Origin of the sequence: Neotabrizicola shimadae, from assembly GCF_019623905.1 — a bacterium.
GTDB lineage: Bacteria > Pseudomonadota > Alphaproteobacteria > Rhodobacterales > Rhodobacteraceae > Neotabrizicola > Neotabrizicola shimadae.
In genome coordinates this window covers 1776899-1800213 of the sequence record NZ_CP069370.1, presented here as the reverse complement: position 1 = coordinate 1800213, position 23315 = coordinate 1776899, and the positions used below count along the sequence as shown (strand labels likewise).

22 protein-coding genes are annotated in these 23315 nt (G+C 68.3%); 10 read left to right on the top strand and 12 right to left on the bottom strand.

Annotated features, from left to right (window positions below; all coding sequences use genetic code 11):
• Nucleotides 1-12: 12 nt before the first annotated feature.
• Nucleotides 13-738 (top strand): proteasome-type protease, encoded by a 726-nt coding sequence (locus tag JO391_RS08635; protein WP_220664129.1) that lies wholly within the window; start codon nucleotides 13-15, stop codon nucleotides 736-738.
• Nucleotides 739-894: 156 nt separating this feature from the next.
• Here JO391_RS08635 and JO391_RS08630 read toward each other — a convergent pair whose 3' ends face one another.
• Both JO391_RS08630 and JO391_RS08625 read right to left on the bottom strand, forming a co-directional pair.
• A complete protein-coding gene (locus JO391_RS08630; RefSeq protein WP_220664128.1) occupies nucleotides 895-1827 on the bottom strand; it encodes an alpha/beta fold hydrolase in 933 nt (310 codons plus the stop codon).
• A 67-nt stretch (nucleotides 1828-1894) separates the two neighbouring features.
• Nucleotides 1895-2182: an SCP2 sterol-binding domain-containing protein gene (locus JO391_RS08625; RefSeq protein WP_220664127.1), complete on the bottom strand. Its 288-nt coding sequence runs from the start codon at nucleotides 2180-2182 to the stop codon at nucleotides 1895-1897.
• Between the two features lie 177 nt (nucleotides 2183-2359).
• On the opposite strand from JO391_RS08625, the gene JO391_RS08620 reads away from it, so the two are divergent.
• From JO391_RS08620 to JO391_RS08600, 5 genes are all read left to right on the top strand, one after another.
• A complete protein-coding gene (locus tag JO391_RS08620) occupies nucleotides 2360-2827 on the top strand; it encodes a tetratricopeptide repeat protein (RefSeq protein WP_220664497.1) in 468 nt (155 codons plus the stop codon).
• 22 nt (nucleotides 2828-2849) lie between these two features.
• The gene (locus JO391_RS08615) at nucleotides 2850-5867 is read left to right on the top strand and encodes a helicase-related protein (protein WP_220664496.1); all 3018 of its coding nucleotides are present in this window, start codon (nucleotides 2850-2852) and stop codon (nucleotides 5865-5867) included.
• 48 nt (nucleotides 5868-5915) lie between these two features.
• On the top strand, nucleotides 5916-6194 hold the full coding sequence (locus tag JO391_RS08610) for an RNA-binding S4 domain-containing protein (RefSeq protein ID WP_259444863.1): 279 nt from the start codon (nucleotides 5916-5918) through the stop codon (nucleotides 6192-6194).
• A 49-nt stretch (nucleotides 6195-6243) separates the two neighbouring features.
• On the top strand, nucleotides 6244-6582 hold the full coding sequence (fdxA, locus tag JO391_RS08605) for a ferredoxin FdxA (protein WP_220664125.1): 339 nt from the start codon (nucleotides 6244-6246) through the stop codon (nucleotides 6580-6582).
• 288 nt (nucleotides 6583-6870) lie between these two features.
• Nucleotides 6871-7380, top strand: coding sequence for a CarD family transcriptional regulator (locus tag JO391_RS08600; protein ID WP_220664124.1), 510 nt, complete (start codon nucleotides 6871-6873; stop codon nucleotides 7378-7380).
• A gap of 45 nt (nucleotides 7381-7425) precedes the next feature.
• Here JO391_RS08600 and cobS read toward each other — a convergent pair whose 3' ends face one another.
• Nucleotides 7426-8172, bottom strand: coding sequence for an adenosylcobinamide-GDP ribazoletransferase (gene cobS / locus JO391_RS08595; RefSeq protein WP_220664123.1), 747 nt, complete (start codon nucleotides 8170-8172; stop codon nucleotides 7426-7428).
• Nucleotides 8173-8250: 78 nt separating this feature from the next.
• Here cobS and cobT point away from each other — a divergent pair, with 78 nt between their 5' ends.
• The gene (cobT, locus tag JO391_RS08590) at nucleotides 8251-9270 is read left to right on the top strand and encodes a nicotinate-nucleotide--dimethylbenzimidazole phosphoribosyltransferase (protein ID WP_220664122.1); all 1020 of its coding nucleotides are present in this window, start codon (nucleotides 8251-8253) and stop codon (nucleotides 9268-9270) included.
• Between the two features lies 1 nt (nucleotide 9271).
• Here the strand turns inward: cobT and JO391_RS08585 are convergent, their stop codons facing one another.
• Together JO391_RS08585 and JO391_RS08580 are read right to left on the bottom strand one after the other, a co-directional pair.
• Complete coding sequence (locus JO391_RS08585) at nucleotides 9272-11143, bottom strand: cation:proton antiporter domain-containing protein (RefSeq protein ID WP_220664121.1); 1872 nt, start codon at nucleotides 11141-11143, stop codon at nucleotides 9272-9274.
• 33 nt (nucleotides 11144-11176) lie between these two features.
• Entirely contained in the window at nucleotides 11177-14227 is a 3051-nt protein-coding gene (locus tag JO391_RS08580; protein WP_220664120.1) for a translation initiation factor 2, read from the bottom strand.
• Between the two features lie 261 nt (nucleotides 14228-14488).
• Between JO391_RS08580 and JO391_RS08575 the strand changes: the two genes are divergently transcribed.
• Nucleotides 14489-15175 (top strand): SIMPL domain-containing protein, encoded by a 687-nt coding sequence (locus JO391_RS08575; protein ID WP_220664118.1) that lies wholly within the window; start codon nucleotides 14489-14491, stop codon nucleotides 15173-15175.
• A gap of 45 nt (nucleotides 15176-15220) precedes the next feature.
• Here JO391_RS08575 and JO391_RS08570 read toward each other — a convergent pair whose 3' ends face one another.
• Together JO391_RS08570 and JO391_RS08565 are read right to left on the bottom strand one after the other, a co-directional pair.
• The gene (locus tag JO391_RS08570; protein WP_220664116.1) at nucleotides 15221-16510 is read right to left on the bottom strand and encodes an O-acetylhomoserine aminocarboxypropyltransferase/cysteine synthase family protein; all 1290 of its coding nucleotides are present in this window, start codon (nucleotides 16508-16510) and stop codon (nucleotides 15221-15223) included.
• Between the two features lie 289 nt (nucleotides 16511-16799).
• Nucleotides 16800-17336 carry a DUF2239 family protein gene (locus tag JO391_RS08565; RefSeq protein WP_220664114.1) on the bottom strand — a complete coding sequence of 179 codons (537 nt, stop codon included), beginning with the start codon at nucleotides 17334-17336 and terminating at the stop codon, nucleotides 16800-16802.
• Between the two features lie 59 nt (nucleotides 17337-17395).
• Between JO391_RS08565 and JO391_RS08560 the strand changes: the two genes are divergently transcribed.
• A complete protein-coding gene (locus JO391_RS08560; RefSeq protein WP_220664112.1) occupies nucleotides 17396-17731 on the top strand; it encodes a GIY-YIG nuclease family protein in 336 nt (111 codons plus the stop codon).
• A gap of 2 nt (nucleotides 17732-17733) precedes the next feature.
• Here the strand turns inward: JO391_RS08560 and JO391_RS08555 are convergent, their stop codons facing one another.
• Entirely contained in the window at nucleotides 17734-18186 is a 453-nt protein-coding gene (locus tag JO391_RS08555) for an Lrp/AsnC family transcriptional regulator (RefSeq protein ID WP_220664110.1), read from the bottom strand.
• A gap of 72 nt (nucleotides 18187-18258) precedes the next feature.
• On the opposite strand from JO391_RS08555, the gene JO391_RS08550 reads away from it, so the two are divergent.
• On the top strand, nucleotides 18259-18867 hold the full coding sequence (locus JO391_RS08550; protein WP_220664108.1) for a LysE family translocator: 609 nt from the start codon (nucleotides 18259-18261) through the stop codon (nucleotides 18865-18867).
• Here the strand turns inward: JO391_RS08550 and JO391_RS08545 are convergent, their stop codons facing one another.
• From JO391_RS08545 to JO391_RS08530, 4 genes are read right to left on the bottom strand one after another with little or no spacing between them, the layout of a single operon-like run.
• Nucleotides 18868-19857 (bottom strand): GT-B fold glycosyltransferase domain-containing protein, encoded by a 990-nt coding sequence (locus JO391_RS08545; protein ID WP_220664106.1) that lies wholly within the window; start codon nucleotides 19855-19857, stop codon nucleotides 18868-18870.
• Between the two features lie 38 nt (nucleotides 19858-19895).
• A complete protein-coding gene (locus JO391_RS08540; protein ID WP_220664104.1) occupies nucleotides 19896-20867 on the bottom strand; it encodes a glucokinase in 972 nt (323 codons plus the stop codon).
• A 25-nt stretch (nucleotides 20868-20892) separates the two neighbouring features.
• Nucleotides 20893-22221, bottom strand: coding sequence for a GH1 family beta-glucosidase (locus JO391_RS08535; protein WP_220664102.1), 1329 nt, complete (start codon nucleotides 22219-22221; stop codon nucleotides 20893-20895).
• Nucleotides 22222-22224: 3 nt separating this feature from the next.
• Entirely contained in the window at nucleotides 22225-23256 is a 1032-nt protein-coding gene (locus JO391_RS08530) for a substrate-binding domain-containing protein (protein ID WP_220664495.1), read from the bottom strand.
• Between the last annotated feature and the right edge of the window lie 59 nt (nucleotides 23257-23315).

Sequence of the window (23315 nt, the reverse complement as noted above, 5' to 3'; positions counted from 1 at the left end):
TCGGGGGGAACAATGACATATTGCGTGGGACTGCTCTTGGATGCGGGCATGGTCTGCCTGTCGGACACCCGCACCAATGCCGGGCTGGACAATATCGCGACCTATCGCAAGATGTTCCATTTCGAGGAACCGGGCGAGCGGGTCATCACCATCATGACGGCGGGAAGCCTGTCGGTGACGCAGACCACCATCGCGCGGTTGCGCGAGGCGGTGGAGGATCCGGAGGCTACGCCGGAAAGCTCCATCATGAAGGCGCCGACGCTGCTGAAGGTGGCCGATATCGTGGGCCATATGTTGGCCACGGTGCGCCGCGAGGTGGACGAAAAGCTGAGCGCGATGAACCAGGGCGCCAGCGCCAGCATGATCGTGGCCGGGCAGCGCGCGGGCGGCGCGATGCGGTTGTTCCTGATCTATCCCGAGGGCAATTACATCGAGGCGACCGAGGATACGCCCTTCCTGCAGATCGGCGAGCACAAATACGGCAAGCCGATCCTGGACCGGGTGGTGCGGCGCACGACTTCGCTGGCGGATGCGCAGAAGGCGGTGCTTCTGTCGATGGATTCGACGCTGCGGTCGAACCTGTCGGTCGGGATGCCTCTGGATATGTGCGTGATCGAGAAGGACGCTTGCCGCGTGACGCAGCAGCGCCGGATCGAGGCGGGCGACGAGCAGTTCCGCGCCATGAGCGAGGCTTGGTCTCGCACGCTGCGTGACGGGTTCACGCAGATTTCGATCTGATTCGGCGCGAGGCCGTTTCTTTAAGGAAAGCAGTCGGTTGCGCGCGTTTCCTTAAGTCGCGTGACGAGACTTCTGCGAAGAGCAAGGCCTTGCGTGGCGACTGGCCAGAATCCAGAATGTTCTCATAAGAATCAATGTCTTGCCGGGCGATGCTGATCAGCCGGCGATGCGGTCGAGCGCGGCATCCAGGAAGGCGCGGCGCGCTCTGTCGCGTTCCATGACCAGTTCGTGTTCGGCATCGGGCACCAGCATCAGCCGGCCCTTCTGCCAGCGCGCCATCACGGCATGGACGGGCCGCGGGTCCACCACCCGTTCGGCCAGCCCAAGGCCCGTGAGGGCGGGCAGATCGGGCGGGGCGCTGCGGGCGAGCGCGCGACATTCGCGCAGCGCCTCGCGCAGCCAGCCCATCGAGGGGCCGCCTAGCGCAAGCTCGGGGCGGGTCGTGACCTGGCGGCGCATCAGCTCGAACATGGTTTCATCGCGCGTCAGGCTGTTGCCGGCGAAGGGTGCGGTGGCGACGTAGGTGGTCGGGCCGGTGGACAGGGCAAAACGCTGGTCGGCGCGCAGGGGCTTTGCCGCATGCGTCAGCGTCCAGGCCACGGGGCGCAGGCCGGGGGCGAAGGCAATGCCCCACATCGGCGCAGAGAAGACCGCCGCCTTGGCCGGGAAACCGGAGAGAAGCGCCCGGAGCGCGATGGCGCCGCCCATGGAATGGGAAAAGACATGCCAGGGCTTGGGAAGTTTCAGGTCGGTCGCATGGGCGGCCAGCGCCTGGAGGTCCGCCTGGTAATCGGTAAATCCCGCGACATGGCCCATCATCGGCTGGCGCGGGTGCCGGTCCGACAGGCCCTGGCCGCGCCAGTCGATGGTGACCGAGGCCAGGCCCGCGCGGGCGAACTCGGCCGCGAGGGGGGCGTATTTCTCGATGTACTCCGACCGGCCGTGCAGGATGAAGACCGTGCCCCGCGCACCATCCACCGGCCAGGCTACGGCGCGCAGGCGGATCCCGTCGGCTGTGCGCAGCCAGGCGGTGCGGCCCTGTTCGGGCCGGTCGGGCACAAGATCGTGGAAGAAGGGGGCTTCGGTCATCGCGGCATCCGGGGCCGGAGGGTCCGGCCGCCTGTTTCTGCGGCGGCGGCCGGGCGAAGTCGATAGGTCAGGACAGGACGGCGGCGAGTTGCATCGCCTTGCCCATGCTGCCGTCGATCTTGAGCTTGCCGGTCATGAAGGCGGAGGTGGGGTTCATCGTGCCTTCGAGGATGGCCTGGAACACATCGGCCGAGGCGATGAGGGTCACGTCGGCCTCTTCGTCGCCTTCGCGCACGCCATCGGCGTCCATCATGATGGCGCCTTCGCCGGTGATGACGAACTTGGCGATGCCGCCGTCGAACCGGCCGACACCGGCCGAAAGCCGTTCCACCGCCGCATTGATCACGTCGCTCATGGGATCCTCCGCATTTGTTGACCGGCGGGCCGTTCCATTCGTCCGCCAAAGCGCTACAGTCCGGTTATGGGCTTGAGTATCGCACGACACAACTTTGCCGTTACGTTCCGACACCTGCTTTCGGTGGTTGCGGCGCTGTTTCTGGGCGCGGGCCTGGCGCTGGCCCAGGATGCGGACATGGACGAGCTGTTCGCCCGGCTGCAGAAGGCCGACCGGGCTGAGGCCGAGCGGATCGAGCGGCTGATTGTCATCGAATGGTCGAAGTCGGGCTCGCCCGCGATGGATCTTCTGTTGCAGCGCGGGCGCGAGGCGCTGGACAATGGCGACACCGCGGTGGCCATCGAGCATCTGACGGCGCTGACCGACCATGCCCCCGACTTTGCCGAAGGCTGGAATGCGCTGGCGACGGCCTATTACCAGGAGGGGGAGTTCGGCCCCTCGGTCGAGGACATCGCGAAGACGCTGACGCTGAACCCGCGGCATTTCGGGGCGCTGGCGGGGCTGGGCATGATCTTCGAGGAGATCGGCGAGCCCGAAAAGGCGGTGGAGGCCTACAAGGCGGCGCTGGCTATACATCCGCAGATGCAGGGCGTATTGGAGGCCGTGAAGCGGATCGAGGCAGAGACCGCAGGGCAGGACCTCTGATAGGCAGGCGGCGATGAACGCCATGAACGGGACCGGGCGGGTCATGGCCGTGCTGGGGCCGACCAATACCGGCAAGACCCATTTCGCCATCGAGCGTATGCTGACGCATCGCACGGGGGTCATCGGCCTGCCGCTGCGTCTTTTGGCGCGCGAGGTCTATGACCGGGTGGTCGCCAAGGTCGGGCCCTCGGTCGTGGCCTTGGTCACGGGCGAGGAGCGGATCGTGCCCGAGCGGACGCAATACTGGGTCTGCACGGTCGAGGCGATGCCGCAGGGCATTGGCGCGGATTTCGTGGCGGTGGACGAGATCCAGCTTTGCGCCGACCCGGAACGGGGCCATGTGTTTACTGACCGGCTGCTTCATGCGCGCGGGCTTCTGGAGACGATGTTCCTGGGCGCCGACACCATGCGGGGCGCCATCGCTGCGCTGGCGCCGGGGTCGATTTCGACGCGGCGCGAGCGGTTTTCGAAGCTGTCCTATACGGGTGCCAAGAAGATCAGCCGGATGCCCGAGCGCAGCGCGATCGTGGGCTTCTCGGTCGAGAACGTCTATGCCATCGCCGAGCTGATCCGCCGGCAGAAGGGCGGCTGCGCCGTTGTGATGGGGGCGCTGTCGCCCCGCACGCGCAATGCGCAGGTGGCTTTGTACCAGAATGGCGACGTGGATTACCTGGTGGCCACCGATGCCATCGGCATGGGGCTGAACCTGGACATCAAGCATGTCGCCTTTTCCTCGACCGCCAAGTTCGACGGGCGGCGGATGCGCCAGCTTTGGCCGCAGGAACTGGCGCAGATCGCAGGGCGGGCGGGGCGGCATACCGAAGATGGCACCTTCGGCGTGACGGGAGAGGCACGGCCCTTTGACGAAGAGGTGGTGGAACAGATCGAGGGCCACCGCTTCCAGCCGGTCAAGAAGCTGATGTGGCGCAATGCGGATCTGGATTTCGGCAGCGCCGAGCGGCTGATCCGGTCGCTGGAGGCGCCGACCTCGAACGACTGGCTGAGCCGGGCGCGCGATGCCGATGATGTGGTGGCGCTGAAGACGCTCTCGGCGATGCCCGAGGTGCAGGAAAAGCTGACCGGTCCGAAGCGGGTGCAATTGTTGTGGGATGTCTGCCGCATCCCCGATTTCCGGTCGGCCAGTGAAACGGAACATGCGACGCTGCTGGCGCGCATTTTCGACTTTCTGGTGGGGCGCGGGATCGGCGGGGGGCGGGTGCCTTCGGACTGGCTGGCGAAGTCGATTTCCCGCATCGACCGTACCGATGGCGACATTGACGCGATTTCGAAACGGCTGGCCTATATTCGCACCTGGACCTATGTGGCGCAGCGCAAGAACTGGGTCGAGGACGAAAGCCATTGGCGCGACGAAACGCGCGCTGTAGAAGACCGCCTGTCGGATGCGCTGCACCAGCGGCTGACCCAGAGATTTGTTGACCGGCGGACATCTGTTCTGCTTCGCCGGTTGAAGCAGAAGGAGGACCTCGTGGCCGAGGTGAACGACAAGGGCGAAGTGACGGTCGAGGGCGAATTCGTCGGCCGGCTGGAAGGGTTCCGCTTCCAGCAGGACGCAAGCGCCAGCACCGACGAAGCGCGGACGCTGCGGCAGGCGGCGATGGCGGCGCTGAAGCCCGAGTTCAGCCTTCGCGCCGACCGGTTCTACAATGCGCCGGATACCGAGATGGACTTCACCGAACAGGGCGGCCTGATGTGGGGCAACCTGGCGGTCGGCAAGCTTGTGAAGGGCGCCGACGTGATGAAGCCCTCGGTCGAGCCCTTCGTGGACGAGGAAGCCGGTTTCGACGTGACCGAGAAGGTGCGCCGCCGGCTGCAACATTTCATCGACCGCAAGACGGCGGCGCTGTTCGAGCCGCTTCTGGCCATGGGCCGGGACGAGGCGATGGCGGGGCTGGCGCGGGGCGTGGCCTTCCGGCTGGTGGAGGCGCTTGGCGTGATGCCGCGCGAGGGCGGGGCGGCCGAAGATGTGAAGGCGCTGGACCAGGAAGGCCGGTCGGCGCTGCGCAAGCACGGCGTGCGCTTCGGTCAGTACACGGTCTTCCTGCCAATCCTTCTGAAGCCTGCGGCCACCCGGCTGCGGCTGGTGCTGTGGTCGCTGTACCATGACCTGTCGGAGTTCCCCGAAAGCCCGCCGCCGGGTCTGGTGACGATTCCGAACTTGGCTGATGTGCCGCGCGGGCATTACACGCTGGCGGGCTATCACCCGGCAGGGGCGCGGGCGATCCGCATCGACATGCTGGAACGCCTGGCGGACCTGATCCGCGCCAAGGACAGCCGGGCCGGGTTCGAGGCGACGCCCGAGATGCTGTCGATCACCGGCATGACGCTGGAACAGTTCGCCGACCTGATGGCGGGTCTGGGCTACAAGGGCGAAAAGGGCGAGCGGCCCAAGGTGAAGCCCGAGGCGGCGGCGGTCGTGGTTGAGGCCGCGCCGGAGGGCGAGGCGGTGCCTGTGGACGGAGCCGTGGCGGACGGCGAGGCTGCAGAGGTGGTCGCAACCGAGGTGGCTCCGGTGGAGCCGGAGGCCGCTACGGAACAGGCAGAGGCCGCCCTGGCTGCGCCGGTGGAAACCGAGGTGTTCTACAGCTTCACCTGGGCGCCGAAGCCCCGGTTCGAGCGCAAGCCGCGGTTCGAGCGGCCGGCCCGCACCGAGGGCGAGGGCAAGCCGCGGGGCGAGCGCCGGGGCGACCGGGGGCCGCGCGCCGAGGGCGAGGGCAAGCCGCAGGGCGAACGCCGAGGCGACCGTCCGCGCGGCGAGGCCAAGCCCGCTGAGGGCGGGCAGGCCGAGCGCCCGCAGGGGGAAGCTCCGCAAGGCGAGCGTCGGGGCGACCGCAAGGGCGGGCGTCCGCATCACGACCGCAAGGATGGCGACCGGAAGGATGGGGACCGCAAGGGCGGCGACCGGAACGACCGGAAGCCGCAGGGGGCCAAGACCTTCGAATCGCGCCCGCCGCGCCCCGAAAAGCCCATTGACCCTGACAATCCCTTTGCCGTTCTGGCGGCCCTCAAGGGCAAGGTCTGAGGCTTGGCCGGGCCGTCGGGACGCCCGGCCCCGGCCAGCCGGCCGGTGTTGCGACTGGACAAGTGGCTGTGGCAGGCGCGCTTTTTCAAGGCGCGTGGCGATGCCGCGGACGCGGTCCAGGCCGGAGGCGTGCGCCTGAATGGCCAGGCCGTGATGAAGGCGGGTCATGTGGTGGGGCCGGGCGACGTGCTGACCTTCTCGCAAGGGGGACGGGTGCGCGTGGTGCGGGTGCTGGAGATCGGCATCCGCCGAGGCCCGGCCAGCGAGGCGCAAACGCTCTATCTGGACCTGGATGCGCATCCGCCTGCTCCGGACCGCCTTGAATGATGCGGCAGGGTGGGCTACCTCACCGCCGAGACGGAAAGGGACCAGCCCGATGACCTATGTCGTGACGGACAATTGCATCGCCTGCAAGTACACCGACTGCGTGGAAGTCTGCCCGGTGGACTGCTTCTACGAAGGCGAGAACATGCTGGTGATCCATCCGGACGAGTGCATCGACTGCGGGGTCTGCGAACCGGAATGCCCGGCCGATGCCATCCGGCCCGATACCGAGCCGGACATGGAGGAGTGGGTCGCCTTCAACCGCAAGTATGCGGTCGCCTGGCCGGTGATCGTGACGAAGAAGGACCCACTGCCCGAAGCCGAGGAACGCGACGGCGAGACCGGCAAGCGCGACAAGTACTTCTCGGAAGCGGCCGGTCCGGGCGGCTGATCGGGGCGGCCGATCTGGCGGGGATTCGCCGAAAGGCGCAGCGCGAATCGGTGATCGGGCCTTTCTCGCCGGTTTGCGACCTGGCAACGGTGCGGCATGTCCCGCCACGCCAGTTGGAATCGGGGTGATTCCATGTTATATGGATGTCATAGAAAGCCTGTGTCCGCCCCGCAGCTGCTCGCTCGGGACGGTTTTCATGACGATAAGGATATGTCATCGCCGGGGGTATCTGTCCGCGGTCGGTGACTTGTCGTCTGACGTGGGCGCGGCCTGTGAGGAAGTCACTGAATGACGAAGACCAAGAAGCCCGAGTTCCGTCCGAATGAATTCATTGTCTATCCGGCGCATGGCGTCGGTCGGATCATGTCGATCGAGGAACAGGAGATTGCCGGGTTCAAGCTGGAACTGTTCGTCATCTCGTTCGAGAAGGACAAGATGACCCTGCGCGTGCCGACGCACAAGGCAGTGGAAGTGGGGATGCGCTCGCTGTCCACGCCGGATGTCGTGTCGAAGGCGCTGGACACGCTGAAGGGCAAGGCGCGGGTCAAGCGGGCGATGTGGTCGCGTCGTGCCCAGGAGTACGAGCAGAAGATCAACTCGGGCGACCTGATGGCGATTGCCGAGGTCGTGCGCGACCTTCACCGCACGGATGACCAGCGCGAGCAGTCCTATTCCGAGCGTCAGCTTTATGAAGCGGCGCTGGAGCGGCTGACCCGCGAAGTGGCGGCGGTGTCCGGCGTGGACGAGGCCGGCGCGCAGAAGAAGGTGGACGACGTGCTTCTGAGCCGCGCCGCCTGAGATTTCGGTTACCTCGTGGAAGCGGCGCCCCTCGGGGCGTCGTTTTCATTTCAGCAGGCTGAGAAGCGTCGCCTCGGCGATCTGCTGGCTGGCGCCCAGGATGTCGCCGGTCTGGCCGCCGATGCGGCTGCGGGCCGCGCGCGCGAGGCCCGCGCACAGGAGCGCGGCAATCAGCGCGGCGGGCAGGGCCTGCCAGCCGGTGAGGATCAGCGCAAGTGCGAGGGCCAGGCAGGCGGCCAGCGCCACGGTGGCCCCGGCAGGGCGGCCGGTGAGCCGCGACAGGCCGGTGTCGCGCGCATTGGGCAGGGCGGCCATGATCGCGGCCATCGGCACGCGCGACAGGGCGCCCGCGGCGACGAGCACGGCGGCAAAAGGCCCGCCAGCGCACAGTGCGGCGAGGGCGGACCAGCGGGCTAGCGTTACCAGGATCAGCGCCAGCGCGCCAAAGCTCCCGATGCGGCTGTCCTTCATGATCTCCAGCCGCCTTTCCCGCGTGCGACCGCCCAGAAGGCCATCGGCGGTGTCGGAAAGGCCGTCCTCGTGCAGCCCGCCGGTGGTGAGCGCCTGCGCCACCAAGGCGGCGGCGGCGGCGGCGCCGGGACCGGCGCCAACTGTCAGTGCGAGCCAGGCGGCGGCGGCGCCGATCAGGCCCACCACGGCGCCGGCCAGGGGCCAGGCCCAGGCGGCCTCGGCCCCGCGCGGGGCGTGGTCGGGCAGCGGCAGGCGGGTCAGAAGCCCGAGGGCAGAGAGGATGTCGGCCATCCGGGGCGCGGCAGTGTCGCGCGGGGGCATCGGGGTGTCCTTTCCGGGCTGGCGGATCTTCTGCCCCTTGGGTAGCCAAGCCGGGACCGCCATTCAACGAGGACCACGATGCCCGCGCCCACCTTTGATAGCCTTTCCGCCTTTCGTGCCCTGCTGGACGCGCTGCCTGCACCGGATGCGGAGGCGCTGAAGGCGGCGTCGGCGCGCAACGGCATGCTGACCAAGCCGCCGGGGGCGCTTGGGCGGCTGGAGGAACTGGCGATCTGGGTTGCCGGCTGGCAGGGGCGCGAGAAGCCGGTGTTGGAGCGGCCGCAGGTGCTGATCTTCGCGGGCAACCACGGCATTGCCGCGCGGGGTGTTTCGGCCTTTCCGGCGGAAGTGACGGTGCAGATGGTGGCGAATTTCCGGGCCGGTGGCGCGGCGATCAACCAGTTGGCCAAATGCTTTGGCGCGACCATGGCGGTTCACGCACTGGAATTGGACCGGCCCACGGCGGATTTCACGCAACAGCCCGCGATGAGCGAGGCCGAGGCGGTGGCGGCACTGCGCACCGGATGGGATGCGGTGGATCCGGCTGCCGATCTGGTGGTGGTGGGCGAGATGGGCATTGCCAATACCACGGCAGCGGCGGCGATTGCTGCGGCGCTGTTCGGCGGGGCGGCCGAGGATTGGGTGGGCCGGGGCACCGGCGTGGACAATCACGGGCTGAAGCGCAAGGCGCAGGTGGTGACCGAAGGGCTGGCGCGGCACACGGGCCTGCTGGGTGACCCGCTGCAGGTGCTGCGCTGTCTGGGTGGGCGCGAGATTGCGGCCATGTCGGGTGCGATGGCGCGGGCGCGGGCAGAGCGGATTCCGGTGGTCCTGGACGGGTTCATCGCTTGCGCGGCGGCGGCGGTGTTGCATCGCGCGGCGCCGGGGGCGCTGGATCATGCGGTGGCGGGCCACCAGAGCGCCGAAGGCGCGCATGGCAGGCTGCTGGCGGCACTGGGCAAGGAGCCGCTTCTGGCGCTTGGCCTGCGGCTTGGCGAAGGGTCGGGCGCCGCTCTGGCGATCGGCGTGCTGAAGGGCGCGGTGGCCTGCCATTCCGGCATGGCGACCTTTGCCGAGGCGGGCGTGTCCGAGGGCTGAGCTATTCGGCCGCTTCCGAGGGGCGGCGGCCGTCTTCCAGCGCCTCGATCAGGGCGGTTTCCAGATCGCGGTCCAGCTTGCGCGCGCGGGCGACATAGGCTTCGTTCAGGTGGACCGGCTGGCCGGGCACCCAAAGCTCGGCCAGGTCCTTCATCGCGGCGCGGTCCACCTTGTAGTAGGTCTGGCTGATCATCGCGGCCTCGTAGTCCGAGAAGCCCGTATTTTCCAACACATAGCGGCCAGCGCGCACCGAGCTGTCGAAGGTTTCGCGCACGATGTCGTTGGCCCCGGCCTGGTAGAGTTCATAGACATGCACCCTGTCGCGGGCGCGGGCGACGATGTGCAGGTCCGGCCTGCGGCGGCGGGCAAAGCTCACGATGCGGGTGGCGTTGTCGCGGTCGTCCACCGCGACCACCAGCACATCCGCCTGATCCAGCCCTGCCGCTTCCAGCAGTTCAGGGCGCGAGGGATCGCCGAAATAGCCCTTCACGCCAAAGCGGCGCATGGTCTCTATGGTGGCCATGTCCGCATCCAGCACCACGGTGGACAGGCCCGCGGACCGCACCAGCCGGTTGACCACCTGCCCGAACCGCCCGATTCCGGCGATGAGGACACGGCCCCGCTCCTCGACCTTGTCGGGGTCGCGGTCGGGTTCGGGTGCGCGGCGTCGGGCCAGCATGTCGGCCACCAGGAACAGAAGCGGCGTGACCAGCATCGACAGGCTGATGACCAGCGTGACAGTATGGGCCTCTGACGGCGTCAGCACCTGTTCGGACAGGGCGGTGGCGGCCAGGACAAAGCCGAACTCGCCGCCCTGGGCCAGACCGAAGGTGAAAAGCCAGCGGTCTCCGCCCTTCATTCGGGCGAAGAGGGCAATGCCGAAGAGCACGGCGGCCTTGATCGCCAGAAGCATCAGCGTCAGGCCAAGGATCTGCACCGGCCGGTCCACCAGACCGGACAGGTCGATGCCGATGCCCACGGTGATGAAGAAGATGCCCAGAAGGAGGCCCTTGAACGGGCGGATGTCGGCCTCGATCTGATGGCGGAATTCCGAGTTGGCCAGAACCACCCCGGCCAGAAAGGTGCCAAGCGCCGGGGAAAGGCCGACCAGCATCATCAAGAAGGCGATACCGGCCACCAGAAGAAGCGAGACGAAGGTGGACATCTCTGGCAGCCGCGAGGCGTGCACAAAGCGGAACACCGGGCGTGACAGAAAATGGCCGCCAAGGATGATCGCCGCGACGATGCCAAGCGTCAGAAGGGCCGCGCCCCAGGGCGGAAGCGATTGCACCAGCGTCATCAGCGGCTCGGCCGCGGTGTCGGCGGTGTCGTGGCTGGTGGCGGCGGCCTCGCGCGGCAGGCTGCGCGCCAGAAGCGGCAGGGCGGCAAGGATCGGGACCACCGCCATGTCCTGCGTCAGCAGCACCGCAAAGCTGGCCTTGCCGCCCGGAGTACGCATCAGGCGCTTTTCCGTCAGGGTCTGCAGTACGATGGCGGTCGAGGACATGGCCAGGATCAGCCCGATGCCGACGGCGCCGTGCCAGTCGAAGCCAAGCAGGATCAGCGCGGCCGACAGGGCGGTGGCGGAGAGGACGACCTGCGATAGGCCAAGCCCCACAAGCGAGGCGCGCATCAACCAAAGGCTGCGAGGATCAAGCTCCAGCCCGATGAGGAATAGCATCATCACCACGCCGAATTCGGCAACATGCTGAAGCTCGGTGGTTTCCGCCCCGGCAAGGCCCAGGACCGGCCCAAGGACGATGCCGGCGGCAAGGTAGCCCAGCACCGAACCCAGGCCCATCCGTACCGCAACGGGCACCACGATCACCGCGAGCCCGAGGTAGAGCGTGGCGAGAAACAGCGTGCTTTCCATGACCGTCCCGGTTAGCGGTGCCCGCCCGCCGGATCAGCTTTTCGGCATGGACAGGGTAAAGGAGCGGCTGCCCTTCTTGTAGGTCAACTCGCTTTGCGAGATCGCGGCGACCCGCCCGCCATCGAGGGAGTCGCCAACCTTGACCTTCTTGTAGCGCCCAGTGGACATGCGGACCAGCGCATAGCGCTTGGATGGCGTGCCGTAGACGCCGATCAGGCTGGTCTTGGACAGGTTCAACGCGTTCACGAAGGTGGCCTTCTTCGCCACAACGCCCTTCAGCGCGGGCGAGCGATCACGCGAGGTGTCCACCTCGGGCTCTTCGTCGGCTTCGGGCGCGGGCTGCGCCTTGGCCTTGGCAGGGGGCTTTTCCGGTTTGGCCGGGACCGGCTGTGCCGAGGCCACCTGAACCTCGGGCTGCGGCTCTGGTTCCGGCTCGGGTTGCGGTGCGGGCTGGCTGACGGCTGCGGCCACCGCGGCCTCGACCGCGCGCGACATGTCCTTGGGCCGGGCAGCGGGTTTCATCGAGACCTGAACCGCAAGTTGGCTGGTCGAGGCATTCACGAGCGAAGCGTCGGCAACGGAGCTGCTGGACGCCATAGCGGCATCAATGGCCGATTCGGTGCGGGCGCGCGGGCGCAGGCTGGCGAACCGGCTGTCGGCGGCGGGGGCGAGCGAGGCGTCGTCCCCGGCGGCGGCAGCCGGCGGCGTCAGGTTTTCGGGCCGTTGCTTCGGCTTGAACTCGGCCAGGGCCGGGTCGCTGACAATGGTTTCAGGTGCGGGCACGGCAGTCGCGCCAGAGGCGATGGCGCCCGGGGTGGCGGCAGCCTGAGCTGCAGCCTGCGCGGCGGCGACTTCGGCGGCAAGCGCGGCGGCAGCCGCGGTGGCGGCCTCGGTCACGGCGGCGGGCCGTTCAGGCGGCAGCTTGGAGGGGCGGCCCGCGATCAGCATCACGCCATCGGGCGATAGGATGCCTTCCTTCGTGGGGACCAGAAGGCCGTTCGCATCGAACTGATACACGGTGCCAAACGCGGGCGGCGGCATCTGGAACCCGGGCGCGGCATCGGCCGTTGCCGAGGGGCCAGGAAGGGCGACCGGATCGGGCGTCAGCGGTGGCTGATCCATCGCGGCCAGGAATATCTCGTCCTGTGGCTCGCTGGCGGGGCTGGGCGCCGCGTCGGCGGCATCGCCGATCGGCGTTGCGGGAGCGGGTTCGGCCACTGCGGTTTCCGTGGCGGCTTCGGCGGGGGATTCGGCCGGCAAGGCGGCGGGCGCCTCGGCCGGTACGGCCTCTGCGGCAACCGCGCTGTCCGGGGCAGGCGCTTCAGGGGCGGCGGCCGTTTCCGCGGCGGGCGGCGCAAGATCTTTCGGCGCCTGACCGTCTGCCTCGGCCTCGGCCTCGGCCTCGTTCATCGCCGCGATCTCTTCAGGCGTCAGCTCGGGCTCTGGCTCGGCGCTGGCCACGGCCACCGCCGGATCGGCCGTGGTGTCGTTTTGAGAGACGTAAAAGCTGGACCAGGCCGCGACCGCGATCAGCAGCGCCAGAAGAACCGCTGTCAGGATCAGGCCCAGATACTTCGGCTTGCCCCGCGTGGGCGGCATCGGCTTTGACCCGAGCCCGGTTTTCGAGGCCTTGGGCGGGCGCGGGGGCGGCGTCGCGCCCTCGGCCGGTGGCGGGATCTCGACGCGGCGGGGCTTGCCCGCGCCCGGAATGGTGGGCGAGGTCACCGGCGCGCCAAGGCCCTTGACCGTGGCATCGGCGCGGGCCGCCGGGCGGGGCGCCGGTGTCGCTTCGGGCTTTGCCGTGCCCGCCGGGCGGGCAGCGGGCCGCTCGACCGGCGGGCGGAAGCTGCTCGGGCCGTCCGACAGGATGCCCCGCGCCGGCGGTGTTACAGGCTTGGCCGGTGCATCCGCAGCACGCCGGCTGGCAAAGGCGGCCAGCGCGGCGGGCGACGGTTCGGGTGGCAATTCGTCCTCGTCGCCGGTGGCGGGACGCCGCCCGGCAAGACCCGAAGGCAGGGCCGGTTCGGCCACGGCGCGGCGGGCGGGTTCGGCAGGGCGGGGGGCTGCCGCAACAGGGCGCCGCCCGGCAAGACCTGCGGGCATCGGCGGCACATCATCGGCGGCAACAGCTGGAGGCGCAGGCTCTGGCTCCGGCGCCACGTCCAGCGCCATCGGCGCTTCTTCCGCGACGGGTTCGGCGGCATCAGGAAGGGGAGCCGGCGCTGGCTGGGCCACAGGCGCGGCGGAAACCGGCGCAGTGGCACCAGCGGCCTGGCGCACGTGGAACTCGGGGATCGGCCGCGGGGGCGCCCGGAATGACGGGGGTTCGGGCAGCTCGTCCGGGGCCGGTTCGGGCAGGTCCGGCTCGGGCGCAGGCAGTTCCGCCGGCGGGGATGGAGGCGCTTCGACAGGTTCTGCCGGAACCTCTGCCGGTGTGGGCGCGGGCACCTCGGGCACTTCGGGCGCGGGCGGCTTCGGCGCGGGCTCGGGCGGCGGGGCAGCCACCACGGGTTCGGCCGGTTCGCTACGCGGGATTTCCCGCGCCGAAAGCAGGATTGGGTCCTGGTCGCGTTCGACCTTTTCGCCGGCCGACAGGATCGTGCCGGACACTTTGGTCATGCCGAACCAAGGCTCGCCCTTGAACTTGCCCTCATCGGGAATCGCCACGAAGGACACCGGGTTGAACCGGTGTTCGTCCGCAAAGCCCTCGGCCTCTTCCAGCGTGCCCTTCCAGACCACGGCGACCTGCACCATCGGTCCCTTGCCCCAGCTGTCGAACACCAGTTCTTCCACCGGGTAGGGCGTCTTGTCCTTCAGCGCGGTGCGGATCTGGCGGCGGCGCGTGTTGGCATCGGCACCGGGGGCCTCGACCTCGAGGTAGAGGATTTCGGTGTTCGGGATCACCAGCTTGGTGGTGATGCCCTTGGGCGAGAGGCCAAGCGCGGTGGAACGCATGTATTCCAGCGAGGCGTCGAAGTCGGGACTGCCGAAGGCGCAGTCGCCGACCGGCATCCAGCCCTTCGGCGTGCGATGCAGGAGACCGACACGGTCGTTGCTGAGGGTCAGGGCAAAGCTAGGTTTCATGGGCTGGCATTAGCATGGCGCATTAGGCCGGCGGGAGGCCCGCCAGCGGGTGCCGTCTTCCTACAGCAGCTTTTCGCCCAAGGAAAGGAAAGCCGCCGGATTCCGGCGGTTCAACGACGATTTCTGCGCTATTTCGGGGCGGTTGCCGGGCGTGGTGCAGACCGACGCGGTCCGGCCAGAGAAATTTTCGGCTCGGCGCCAAGACTCGGGGCGCGGTCTGCGTCATATCGGACAGAACGCGACCACATGAGGAAGATTCCGATGCGTATCCTTTCCATTTTGCTGCTTTCGACCCTGCTGGCGACGCCGGCGCTGGCCGAAGCTCCCTCGCGGCTGGTTACGGTGACCGGCGAGGGCACTGTCCAGTCCAGCCCGGACCTTGCCACGCTGTCCATCGGCGTAACCACGCAAGGCGATACGGCGGCCTCGGCGCTTGGTGCCAATTCGGCGGCGCTGGCCCAGGTGATGGACCGTCTGCGCGCCGCCGGGATCGAGGACCGCGACCTGCAGACATCGGATTTGTCGCTGAACCCGAACTGGACCAGCGACGAATCGGGCAATTCGCGCATCACCGGCTATGTCGCCTCGAACCAGCTGATGGTGCGGGTGCGGGTGCTGGCCTCGCTTGGCGCGGTGCTGGACGCGGCCGTGGCGGATGGGGCCAACACGCTGAACGGGCTGAGCTTCGGCCTTTCGGACCCGAAGCCGCTTCAGGACGAGGCGCGCAAGGCGGCGGTGGCCGATGCCATCGCGCGGGCCACGCTTCTGGTTGAGGCCGCGGGCAGCAAGGTCGGCCCGGTGGTTTCGATCACCGAGATCTCGGGCTTTGCCCAACCCATGCCGATGTTCCGGGCCGACAAGGCGATGGCCGGCGCTCCGGTGCCCACGGCGGGCGGCGAGGTCGGCGTGACTTCGCAGGTTTCAGTGGTGCTGGAAATCACCGAGTGACTTAGGGGCCGTCCCCGCACTTCGCGGGGACGGCCAGACCGCCGGTCAGGCGTTGGCCGCGGTCAGGGCCTGGTGCAGGTCGGCGATGATGTCGGCCGGATCCTCGATGCCGATCGACACCCGTACGACATTCGGCGCCGCGCCTGCCTTCACCTGCTGTTCGGGCGTCAACTGACGGTGCGTCGTCGAGGCCGAGTGGATGATGAGGCTGCGCGTGTCGCCAAGGTTGGCGACGTGGCTGAAGAGCTTCACGTTGTCGATCAGCTTGACGCAGGCGTCATAGCCGCCCTTCAGCGCAAAGGTGAAGAGCGCGCCGGCGCCCTCGGGGCAGATCATCTGGGCTCGGTGGTAGTAGGGCGAAGACTTGAGGCCCGCATAGGTGACAAACTCCACGCGCGGGTCCTGCTCCAGCCATTCGGCGACCTGCACGGCGTTCTTGACGTGCTTCTGCATGCGCAGGGCCAGCGTCTCGATCCCCATCAGGGTATAGTGGGCGCCTTGGGGGTTCATTGTCATGCCCAGGTCGCGCAGGCCGATGGCGATGGAGTGGAAGGTGAAGGCCATCGAGCCGAGCGCCGGGTGGAAGGCGAGGCCGTGATAGGCGGGCTCGGGTTCCGACAGCGAGGGGAATTTGCCCGAGGCCGACCAGTCGAACTTTCCCGAGTCGACCACGATCCCGCCGGTCACGGTGCCGTTGCCGGTGAGGTACTTGGTGGCCGAATGGACCACGAGGGTGGCGCCGAACTCGATCGGACGGCAGAGATAGGGGCTGGCCGTCGTGTTGTCGACGATCAGGGGCACGCCCTTGAGGTTGGCGATGTTGGCCAGCGCCTGGATGTCGGTGATGTAGCCGCCGGGGTTGGCGATGGATTCGCAGAAGATCGCCCGGGTGTTGTCGTCGATGGCGGCCTCGACCGCGGCGAGGTCTTCGGTGTCGACGAACTTGGCCGACCAGCCGAACTTGCGGATGGTGTTGGTGAACTGCTGGATGGTGCCACCGTAGAGGCGGGTGGAGGCCACGATGTTCAGGCCGGGGCCCATCAGCGGGAAGAGGGCCATGATCTGTGCCGCGTGGCCCGAAGAGCAGCAGACCGCGCCGGCCCCGCCTTCAAGGGCGGCCACGCGGGCGCCCAGGGCCGAGACGGTCGGGTTGGTCAGGCGCGAGTAGATGTAGCCGACCTCCTGCAGGTTGAAGAGCTTGGCGGCGTGGTCGGCGTCGCGGAAGACATAGGCGGTGGTCTGGTAGATCGGCACCTGGCGGGCGCCGGTGGCCGGGTCGGGCGCGGTGCCGGCGTGGATGGCGAGGGTGTCGAAGCCGGGCTGGCGGTCGGTCATTGTCCTGGTCCTCCCTGGGATTGCCGGGGGGAGGTTAGGGGAGGATGGGCCCGCGGGCAACCGGGTGCCGCGGGGGCAGGCGGCGGGGCGTCCGAGCTCGGACGCTTTTCCGATTCAAGGAAAATCAATGCTTTGCGCGTGCACGTTAAGAAAACGTTCATACTTCAGCACCGTGCCGGCGGGGAAGGATGTTCCCGCGCAGCGATGGGCGGCGGAGCATGAGGCAGTCGGCCTGCAGGGCGGGCCTGGCACGAGCGGGGAAGGCACAGCGCGGCGGCCTGAGTCGCTCTCAGCCGTCCAGGCCTGCTTCGGCCAAGCGCAGGGCATGGGCGCCGATGTCCGCCGGCAGGGGCGCGAGCGCGGCCCGGAACCCCGCCCCATCGGCGCGGAACAGGGCGCGGAGTGCCTCTTCATAGCCGGGCAGGTCGCCCGCGATGGCCTGGAGGAAGTGATAGGCCGCCTCGCGCGCGGCGCGGGCGCGGGCCTCGGGCGAGGGCGGGGCGCTGCGGGCCGCGTCCACCAGCCGGCGCAGGGTCGCCGAGGCGCCGCCGGGCTGGCGCGACAGCCAGTGCCAGTGATCGGGCAGAAGCGTGACCTCGCGTGCGGCGACGCCAAGCCGGGGCCGACCGCGACCGCGCGGCGGCGGGTCCCCCGGCGCAGAATCGGGGCGCAGGTCAAGATCGGCCACGCGGCCCGTGTCGTCGGCAAAGGCCAGAAGTGGAGCGTCGCCGGCAAGGTGGCGGGCGGCGGCGGTGACTTCCGCGCGGCTGCCCCGCGCCACAAGGCGCACGCCCAGGAACAGGGTGAAACCGGGATTGTTGTCCATATGCCTTATTTAAATCCGGGTAAAAATATGTCAACAGCGCCCCGCAACCGGAGGCCGGAATGGACAGGACGAATCGGAAGGTGGCCCGCGAGGCCGCGAAGGATGCCAAGCGGGATGCAGGGGTCTTTGCCTTTCGCGATGCGACGGGCGGGCTCTGGGTGGGCAAAAGCCCGACCCTGGCCAGTGCCGAGAATCGGCTGCGGTTCACGCTGCGCCAAGGCGGGGGAATGCTGCCGGCCACACTGAAATCGGCCTGGGCCTCAGCCGGCGGCGAGGGCTTCACCTTCGAGGTGCTGGACCGGCTGGACCCCGAAACGCCCGACCTTCTGCTGGCGGATGAGCTGAAGGCGCGGGCGGCAGACTGGCGCAAAAGGCTGGGCGCGGCGGCGATCTGACGTCAGGCGCGGTCGTCCTTGGGGCTGCCCATCACGACATAGGTGGTGACGGACTGCACCTGCGGCAGCACCCCCAGCACATCGGTGTGCCAGCGCTTGTAGGCGGCAAGGTCCGAGGCCTCGACCCGCAGGAGGTATTCCACGGTGCCGGTCACGTTGTGGCATTCGCGGACCTCTGGCGCGCGGGAAATGCCGCGTTCGAACGCCTCTTGCGCGGCCTTGGTATGGGTGTTCAGCCCCACGGTGACATAGGCGGTGAAGCCGATGCCCAGCTTTTCGGGGTTCAGCACGGCGCGGTAGCCGGTGATGACGCCGCTGCGCTCCAGGTCCTGTACGCGGCGCAGGCAGGCCGAGGGGGACAGGCCGACACGATCCGCCAATTCCAGATTCGGCAGTCGGCCATGGCGCGAGAGTTCACGCAATATCCGGTGGTCTTTGTCGTCCAGCTTCGTCATGGATTGCAGAAATCACATGAAAGCAGGTCAGTTTGCAATCCGGAGGCGCGGGATATGCGCGATTGTTGCGCGATGAATGATCTGCTGACTCATCCCGACCTTCTGATTGCACTTGTGGCCTATGCCATTGTGACCTCGATCACGCCGGGGCCCAACAACCTGATGCTGATGGCTTCGGGGGCGAATTTCGGCCTGCGTCGGACGGTGCCGCACATGCTGGGCGTAACCATCGGGCAGGGGGCGATGACCGCGATCCTGGGGCTGGGGGTGGCGGCGGCCTTCCATGCCTGGCCGCCGGGGCTGGTGATCCTGAAGCTGGTCAGCACGGGTTACATGCTGTGGCTGGCCTGGAAGATCGCCCATGCCGCCGCGCCGGGCGAAGGGCGGGCGGCGGGCAGGCCGCTGACCTTCCTGCAGGCGGCGGGGTTCCAGTGGGTGAACCCCAAGGCGGTGGCGATGTCGCTGACGGCGCTTGCGCTTTATGCAGGCGACGGCGGCCTTGCGGCGGTGGCCGGCGTGGTGGCGGTCTTCGCGGTGGTGAACCTGCCCTCGATCTCGCTTTGGGCGGCGGCGGGACAGGGGCTGCGGCATTGGCTGGCCGATCCGGTGCGGCTGACCTGGTTCAACCGGGCGATGGCGGCGGGTCTGGTGGCAAGCCTGTGGCCCGTGCTGCGGATGTGATCAGCGGAACCAAAGCTCTTCGCGTTTCAACGTGTTGCGGATCGTCTGTTCCTGACGCGGCAGGTTGGCGCGGTCGAAAAGCGCGCGGGCCTTTCGGCCGCGGTTCTGATAGACCAGCCGCTTGAAACCTTCGTGATCCTTCAGCACCTTCTTCACCGGATTGGGCGCGCAGATGCGTTCAAGGAAATCCACCACCGTGTCGCTTTCGCGGGCGTACAAGAGCGACAGGCTGCGCCAGTGGCAGGTGACATCGCCATCCAGCCCCGCAAGGCCCGGGCCGGGGCGGGTGCCGCCGAAGGAATGGATCACCAGTGGCAACACCACCTGGTCAAGCCATGGGTCCAGCGACTGAAGCACCAGTTCCGACGGCGGGTCGTCGCGGACCGTCACCGCCCAGTCAAGGAAACGTTGGCCGAAGGCGCGCGGGCTTTCGTGGAAGAACCAGCCCGCGTTGAAGTAGAGGTAGCGCCGCCAGTACTCGTCGGGCCAGTTGCGGTCGAGCGAGCTGTCGAAGTCCAGCCCGAAGCGGTCGTAAAGCGATTTCCAGATCTGGCTGTAGCCAGGGCCGTAAAGCTCGATCTGCGGCCAGGTGCACTCGCGCCGCATCGAGGCGGAGGGGCGGGCGAAGTCGATGTCCAGACTGTCCAGAGGGCCGTGGATCAGCGTGTCGGTGTCGAGGAAGAGAAAGGGTTCCTCGGGCAGAGTGGCGATGGCCTCGATCTTGTTGCCATAGGGGTAGCGGGCGCCGAAGGCGCGCGACGCGAAGGGGCGGATCTCGGCGCCCAGATCGGCCAGCAGGTCTCGGGTGGCCTGGGATCGGATGCGCGGATCCTCGGGCCAGAGCGGGCCGGGCTGCGGCTCGGCCAGGATGAGCCTGCCCCGGAAATCCGGGTTCGAGGCGGCGAGGGAGGCGGCGAGCAGGACGGCCTCGGCTTCGAGGCGGCCGCCCTGCACGACGGCGAGAATGTTGAAGGGGCGCGGGTCCGGCATGGGGGGAGCCTTGCAGGAAACGGCGGCGGGGGGAAGGGTCAGGCGCTTTCGGCCAGGAAGGCGGCGCATCCGGTCAGCGCGGCGAAGTCGTCTTCCACCACGGTGATGGAGAAATCCTTCACCAGAAGATCCACCCGGCGGTTTTCGCGGAAGGTTTGGGCCAGGCCGAAGCGGGCGAAATGCGGGGTCATGGCGCGGGACATGCCGCCGATCAGGAAGATGCCGCCATAGGGCAGGTGGATCAGCGCCTGGTCGGCCAGCACCTGGCCCAGGATGCGGGTGTAAAGCCGGGCGGCATGGGTGGCGATCGGGTCGCCCTCGGCAAGGGCGGCCAGGACTTCGGCAGAGGTCTTGGTCTGCGGCTGGCCAGCCTCGGCTGCGGCGAAGGCATGGAGATTGGCAAGGCCGCGGCCGGCGAGCACTTCCTCGACGCCGGCATGAGGCACCTCGCCACGGGAGGCGAGGAGGGATTCGATGAAGCGCAGGAGGCGGAAGTCCTCCTCGGTACGGACGGGCAGGTTGACGTGGCCGCATTCCGAGGGCGGCACGAGGCGGCCGGCGCGCGAGGGATGGTTGGGCGCGGCGTTGACGCCGGTGCCAAGGCCCACGACCAGCATCGAGGCGCCGGGGACGGCGGGGCCGGGGACGACGGTGCGCAGGTTTTCCGGCGCTACGTGGCCAAGGGCATGGCCCTGGGCCTGCAGGTCGTTCAGGAGCGCGACCTTCGTGGCGCCGGTGGCGGCAGAGAGCTTGGCCGCGTCCATCACCCAGTCGAGGTTGGTCATGGTGGCGACGCCGTCCTGCACGGGGCCCGCCGCGGCGACGCAGACGCCGTCCACCTTCGCGCCGGTGCGGTCGAGGTAGTCGCGCAGGATATGGGCGATGTCCTGGCCGCGGGCCTTGTACTCGGCGTTGGAAAAGCGCGCCACGCTGTCGGGCCGGACGCTGGTGCCTTCGGCCAGCGCAACGCGGGTGTTGGTGCCGCCGATGTCGGCGAGGATGGCGAGCATGGTGGCCTCCGGTGTCAGCTTGTCGTCAGTCGTTGCGCGCGATGGCCCGCGCGAGGGCGTGATAGGAGGATTTGGGTGTGCGGGCCAGCGTCTGGAAATCGACATGGACGAGGCCGAAGCGCTTTTCATAGCCCTCGGCCCATTCGTAATTGTCCAGCAGCGACCAGTAGAAGAAGCCCTTCACATTCGCGCCCTCGGCGATGGCCTGTTTCGTGGCGGCGAGGTGGGCGAAGAGGTAGTCCTCGCGCACCGCATCGGTCACGGCGCCGTCGTGCAGCTGGTCGGCGTTGGCCATGCCGTTTTCGGTGACATAGATCGGCAGGCGGCCCACCTGGTCGCGGGCGAGCCAGGTGAGGAAATGGCGCAGGCCGTCGGGGTAGATTTCCCAGCCCATCTGGGTCTTCGGCAGGTCGCCCGGCACGTCGCGGGTGGCGGGCCAGGGGGCGCCGGGGGCGGCGGCGACGCGGTGGCGGGTGTAGTAGTTCACCCCCAGCCAGTCGAGCGGCTGGCCGATGGTGGCCATGTCGTCCTGCCAGCCCGCGGGCATGTGGGGGGCGAGGCCCTCCAGCGCCTCGGCCGGATAGGCCCGCCGTGCGATGCCTTCGATGAACCAGCGGTTGAAGATCGCGTCCCAGCGGGCGGCGGCGGCCACGTCTTCGGGCGCGGGGCTGGCGGGCGTGGTGTGGTCGAAGTTCAATACTATGCCCAGGTTGGGTTGTCCCATCTCGCGCAGCGCCTGCACGGCCTGGCCGTGCGCCAGGAGGATGTGGTGCATCGCCCGGGCGGCGGCCCGGATGTCGCGCAGGCCCGGCGCGTGGATGCCCATGAAATGGCTGAGCCAGGCCACGCACCAGGGCTCGTTGATGGTAGCAATGGCCTGGACGCGGTCGCCCAGAGTCTTGGTGATCGTTGCGGCGAAATCGGCGAAGCGCTGCGCGGTGTCGCGGTTGGCCCAGCCCCCCTTGTCGGCCAGAGCCGAGGGCAGTTCCCAGTGATAAAGCGTCTGGAAGGGCTTGAGGCCGCGCTCCAGCATCCCGTCGACCAGCCGGTCGTAGAAGGCCACACCCTCGGGGTTGACCGTCACGCCATCGGGCATGACGCGCGCCCATGAGGTGGAGAAGCGGTAGGCGTCGAAATGGCCCTGCGACAGCAGGTCCAGGTCCTGCGGCCAGCGGTGGTAATGGTCGCAGGCGACGGCGCCATCCTCGGCGCGCACGACATTGCCGGGCGTTGCGGCAAAGCTGTCCCAGTGGCAGGGGCCGCAACCGCCGAAGGACGTGCCCTCGATCTGGTAGGCGGCGGTCGCGGCTCCGAACAGGAAGCCCTCGGGGAAGTCGAAGCGCGAAAGGGTCAAGTGTCAGTCCTTGCGGGGGGCCGGTCCGGTGGACTGGCCGATGATGAGTTCGGCTTCAAGCAGGTGTTCCTGCGGGCCGGACCCTTGGCGCGCGATGAGCGACAGGAGCATTTCGGCCGACAGGCGGCCCGCCTCGCGCACCGAAGAGCGCGTCGCGGTGAAGAGGGGCACCTCGCCGCCGTTGGGCAGGTAGCTGAGTTCGTCGTCGTGGATGATGATCGATACATCGCGGCCGACCACGAGGCCGAGGGATTCGACCGCGCGGCGCACGCCCATGCCCGAGATCATCGAGGCGACGAGGAAGCCGGTCGGCGGCACGGCCAAGGCCAGCATGGCCCGTGCAGCCGAGAAACCCGCGAGTTCCGTCATCTGGTCCTGGAACATCAACTGCGGATCGGGCGCGATGCCGCGCGCCGAGAGCGCATCGAGATAGCCGGTGCGGCGGCGAATGGCGAAATCCATGAACTCTAGCCCGTTCACGAGGCCAATGCGGCTGTGACCAAGGTCCAGGAGGAATTCGGCCGCGCGCTGGAAGGCGCGGCGGTTGTTCACGTCTACCCAGGAATAGGGCAGCGTCGTGCCGGTGGCGCGGCCATGCACGACGAAGGGCAGGCCGATGTCGTTCAGCAGCGGAATGCGCGGGTCGTTCAGGCGCGGGGCGTGGACGATCACGCCATCCACCGTGCCCCGCGTCTTGAGCGCGCGGTAGGTCTGTTCCTCCTGGTCGTCGGGCACGACCGACAGCACCATGTCATAGCCGTTGCGCGAATAGACCTCTCCCGCACCTGCAATGAAATCGGCAAAGATCGGGTTGACGATCTCGTGCCGGGTGGCGACGGGAATCACATGGCCCACGGCAAGCGCGCGGCCGGTGGCCAGGCGAATGGCGCGGGTGTTGGGCTGATAGTTATAGCGCCGCGCCGCGGCGAGAACCTTCTCGCGCGTCGTCTCGTTGACCTCGGGATAACCGTTCAGCGCGCGGCTGACGGTCGTGGGCGATAGCCCGAGCTTGGTCGCGAGTTCCTTCAGGTTCATTGTCACGGTTCAAACCGATTTGGCGTGCCGGGGCCCTGTGCTGGGCTTTCACGGGTCAA

Bases quoted from the DNA above. Each gene is read 5' to 3' on its own strand.
- JO391_RS08555 (WP_220664110.1), bottom strand. From the start codon at position 18,186: ATGACGAAGCTGGACGACAAAGACCACCGGATATTGCGTGAACTCTCG.
- JO391_RS08565 (WP_220664114.1), bottom strand. From the start codon at position 17,336: ATGGACAACAATCCCGGTTTCACCCTGTTCCTGGGCGTGCGCCTTGTG.
- JO391_RS08580 (WP_220664120.1), bottom strand. From the start codon at position 14,227: ATGAAACCTAGCTTTGCCCTGACCCTCAGCAACGACCGTGTCGGTCTC.
- fdxA (WP_220664125.1), top strand. From the start codon at position 6,244: ATGACCTATGTCGTGACGGACAATTGCATCGCCTGCAAGTACACCGAC.
- JO391_RS08570 (WP_220664116.1), bottom strand. From the start codon at position 16,510: ATGACCGACCGCCAGCCCGGCTTCGACACCCTCGCCATCCACGCCGGC.
- JO391_RS08545 (WP_220664106.1), bottom strand. From the start codon at position 19,857: ATGCCGGACCCGCGCCCCTTCAACATTCTCGCCGTCGTGCAGGGCGGC.
- JO391_RS08625 (WP_220664127.1), bottom strand. From the start codon at position 2,182: ATGAGCGACGTGATCAATGCGGCGGTGGAACGGCTTTCGGCCGGTGTC.
- JO391_RS08575 (WP_220664118.1), top strand. From the start codon at position 14,489: ATGCGTATCCTTTCCATTTTGCTGCTTTCGACCCTGCTGGCGACGCCG.
- cobS (WP_220664123.1), bottom strand. From the start codon at position 8,172: ATGCCCCCGCGCGACACTGCCGCGCCCCGGATGGCCGACATCCTCTCT.
- JO391_RS08600 (WP_220664124.1), top strand. From the start codon at position 6,871: ATGACGAAGACCAAGAAGCCCGAGTTCCGTCCGAATGAATTCATTGTC.
- JO391_RS08540 (WP_220664104.1), bottom strand. From the start codon at position 20,867: ATGCTCGCCATCCTCGCCGACATCGGCGGCACCAACACCCGCGTTGCG.
- JO391_RS08635 (WP_220664129.1), top strand. From the start codon at position 13: ATGACATATTGCGTGGGACTGCTCTTGGATGCGGGCATGGTCTGCCTG.
- JO391_RS08560 (WP_220664112.1), top strand. From the start codon at position 17,396: ATGGACAGGACGAATCGGAAGGTGGCCCGCGAGGCCGCGAAGGATGCC.
- cobT (WP_220664122.1), top strand. From the start codon at position 8,251: ATGCCCGCGCCCACCTTTGATAGCCTTTCCGCCTTTCGTGCCCTGCTG.
- JO391_RS08615 (WP_220664496.1), top strand. From the start codon at position 2,850: ATGAACGGGACCGGGCGGGTCATGGCCGTGCTGGGGCCGACCAATACC.
- JO391_RS08530 (WP_220664495.1), bottom strand. From the start codon at position 23,256: ATGAACCTGAAGGAACTCGCGACCAAGCTCGGGCTATCGCCCACGACC.
- JO391_RS08585 (WP_220664121.1), bottom strand. From the start codon at position 11,143: ATGGAAAGCACGCTGTTTCTCGCCACGCTCTACCTCGGGCTCGCGGTG.
- JO391_RS08630 (WP_220664128.1), bottom strand. From the start codon at position 1,827: ATGACCGAAGCCCCCTTCTTCCACGATCTTGTGCCCGACCGGCCCGAA.
- JO391_RS08550 (WP_220664108.1), top strand. From the start codon at position 18,259: ATGAATGATCTGCTGACTCATCCCGACCTTCTGATTGCACTTGTGGCC.
- JO391_RS08620 (WP_220664497.1), top strand. From the start codon at position 2,360: ATGGACGAGCTGTTCGCCCGGCTGCAGAAGGCCGACCGGGCTGAGGCC.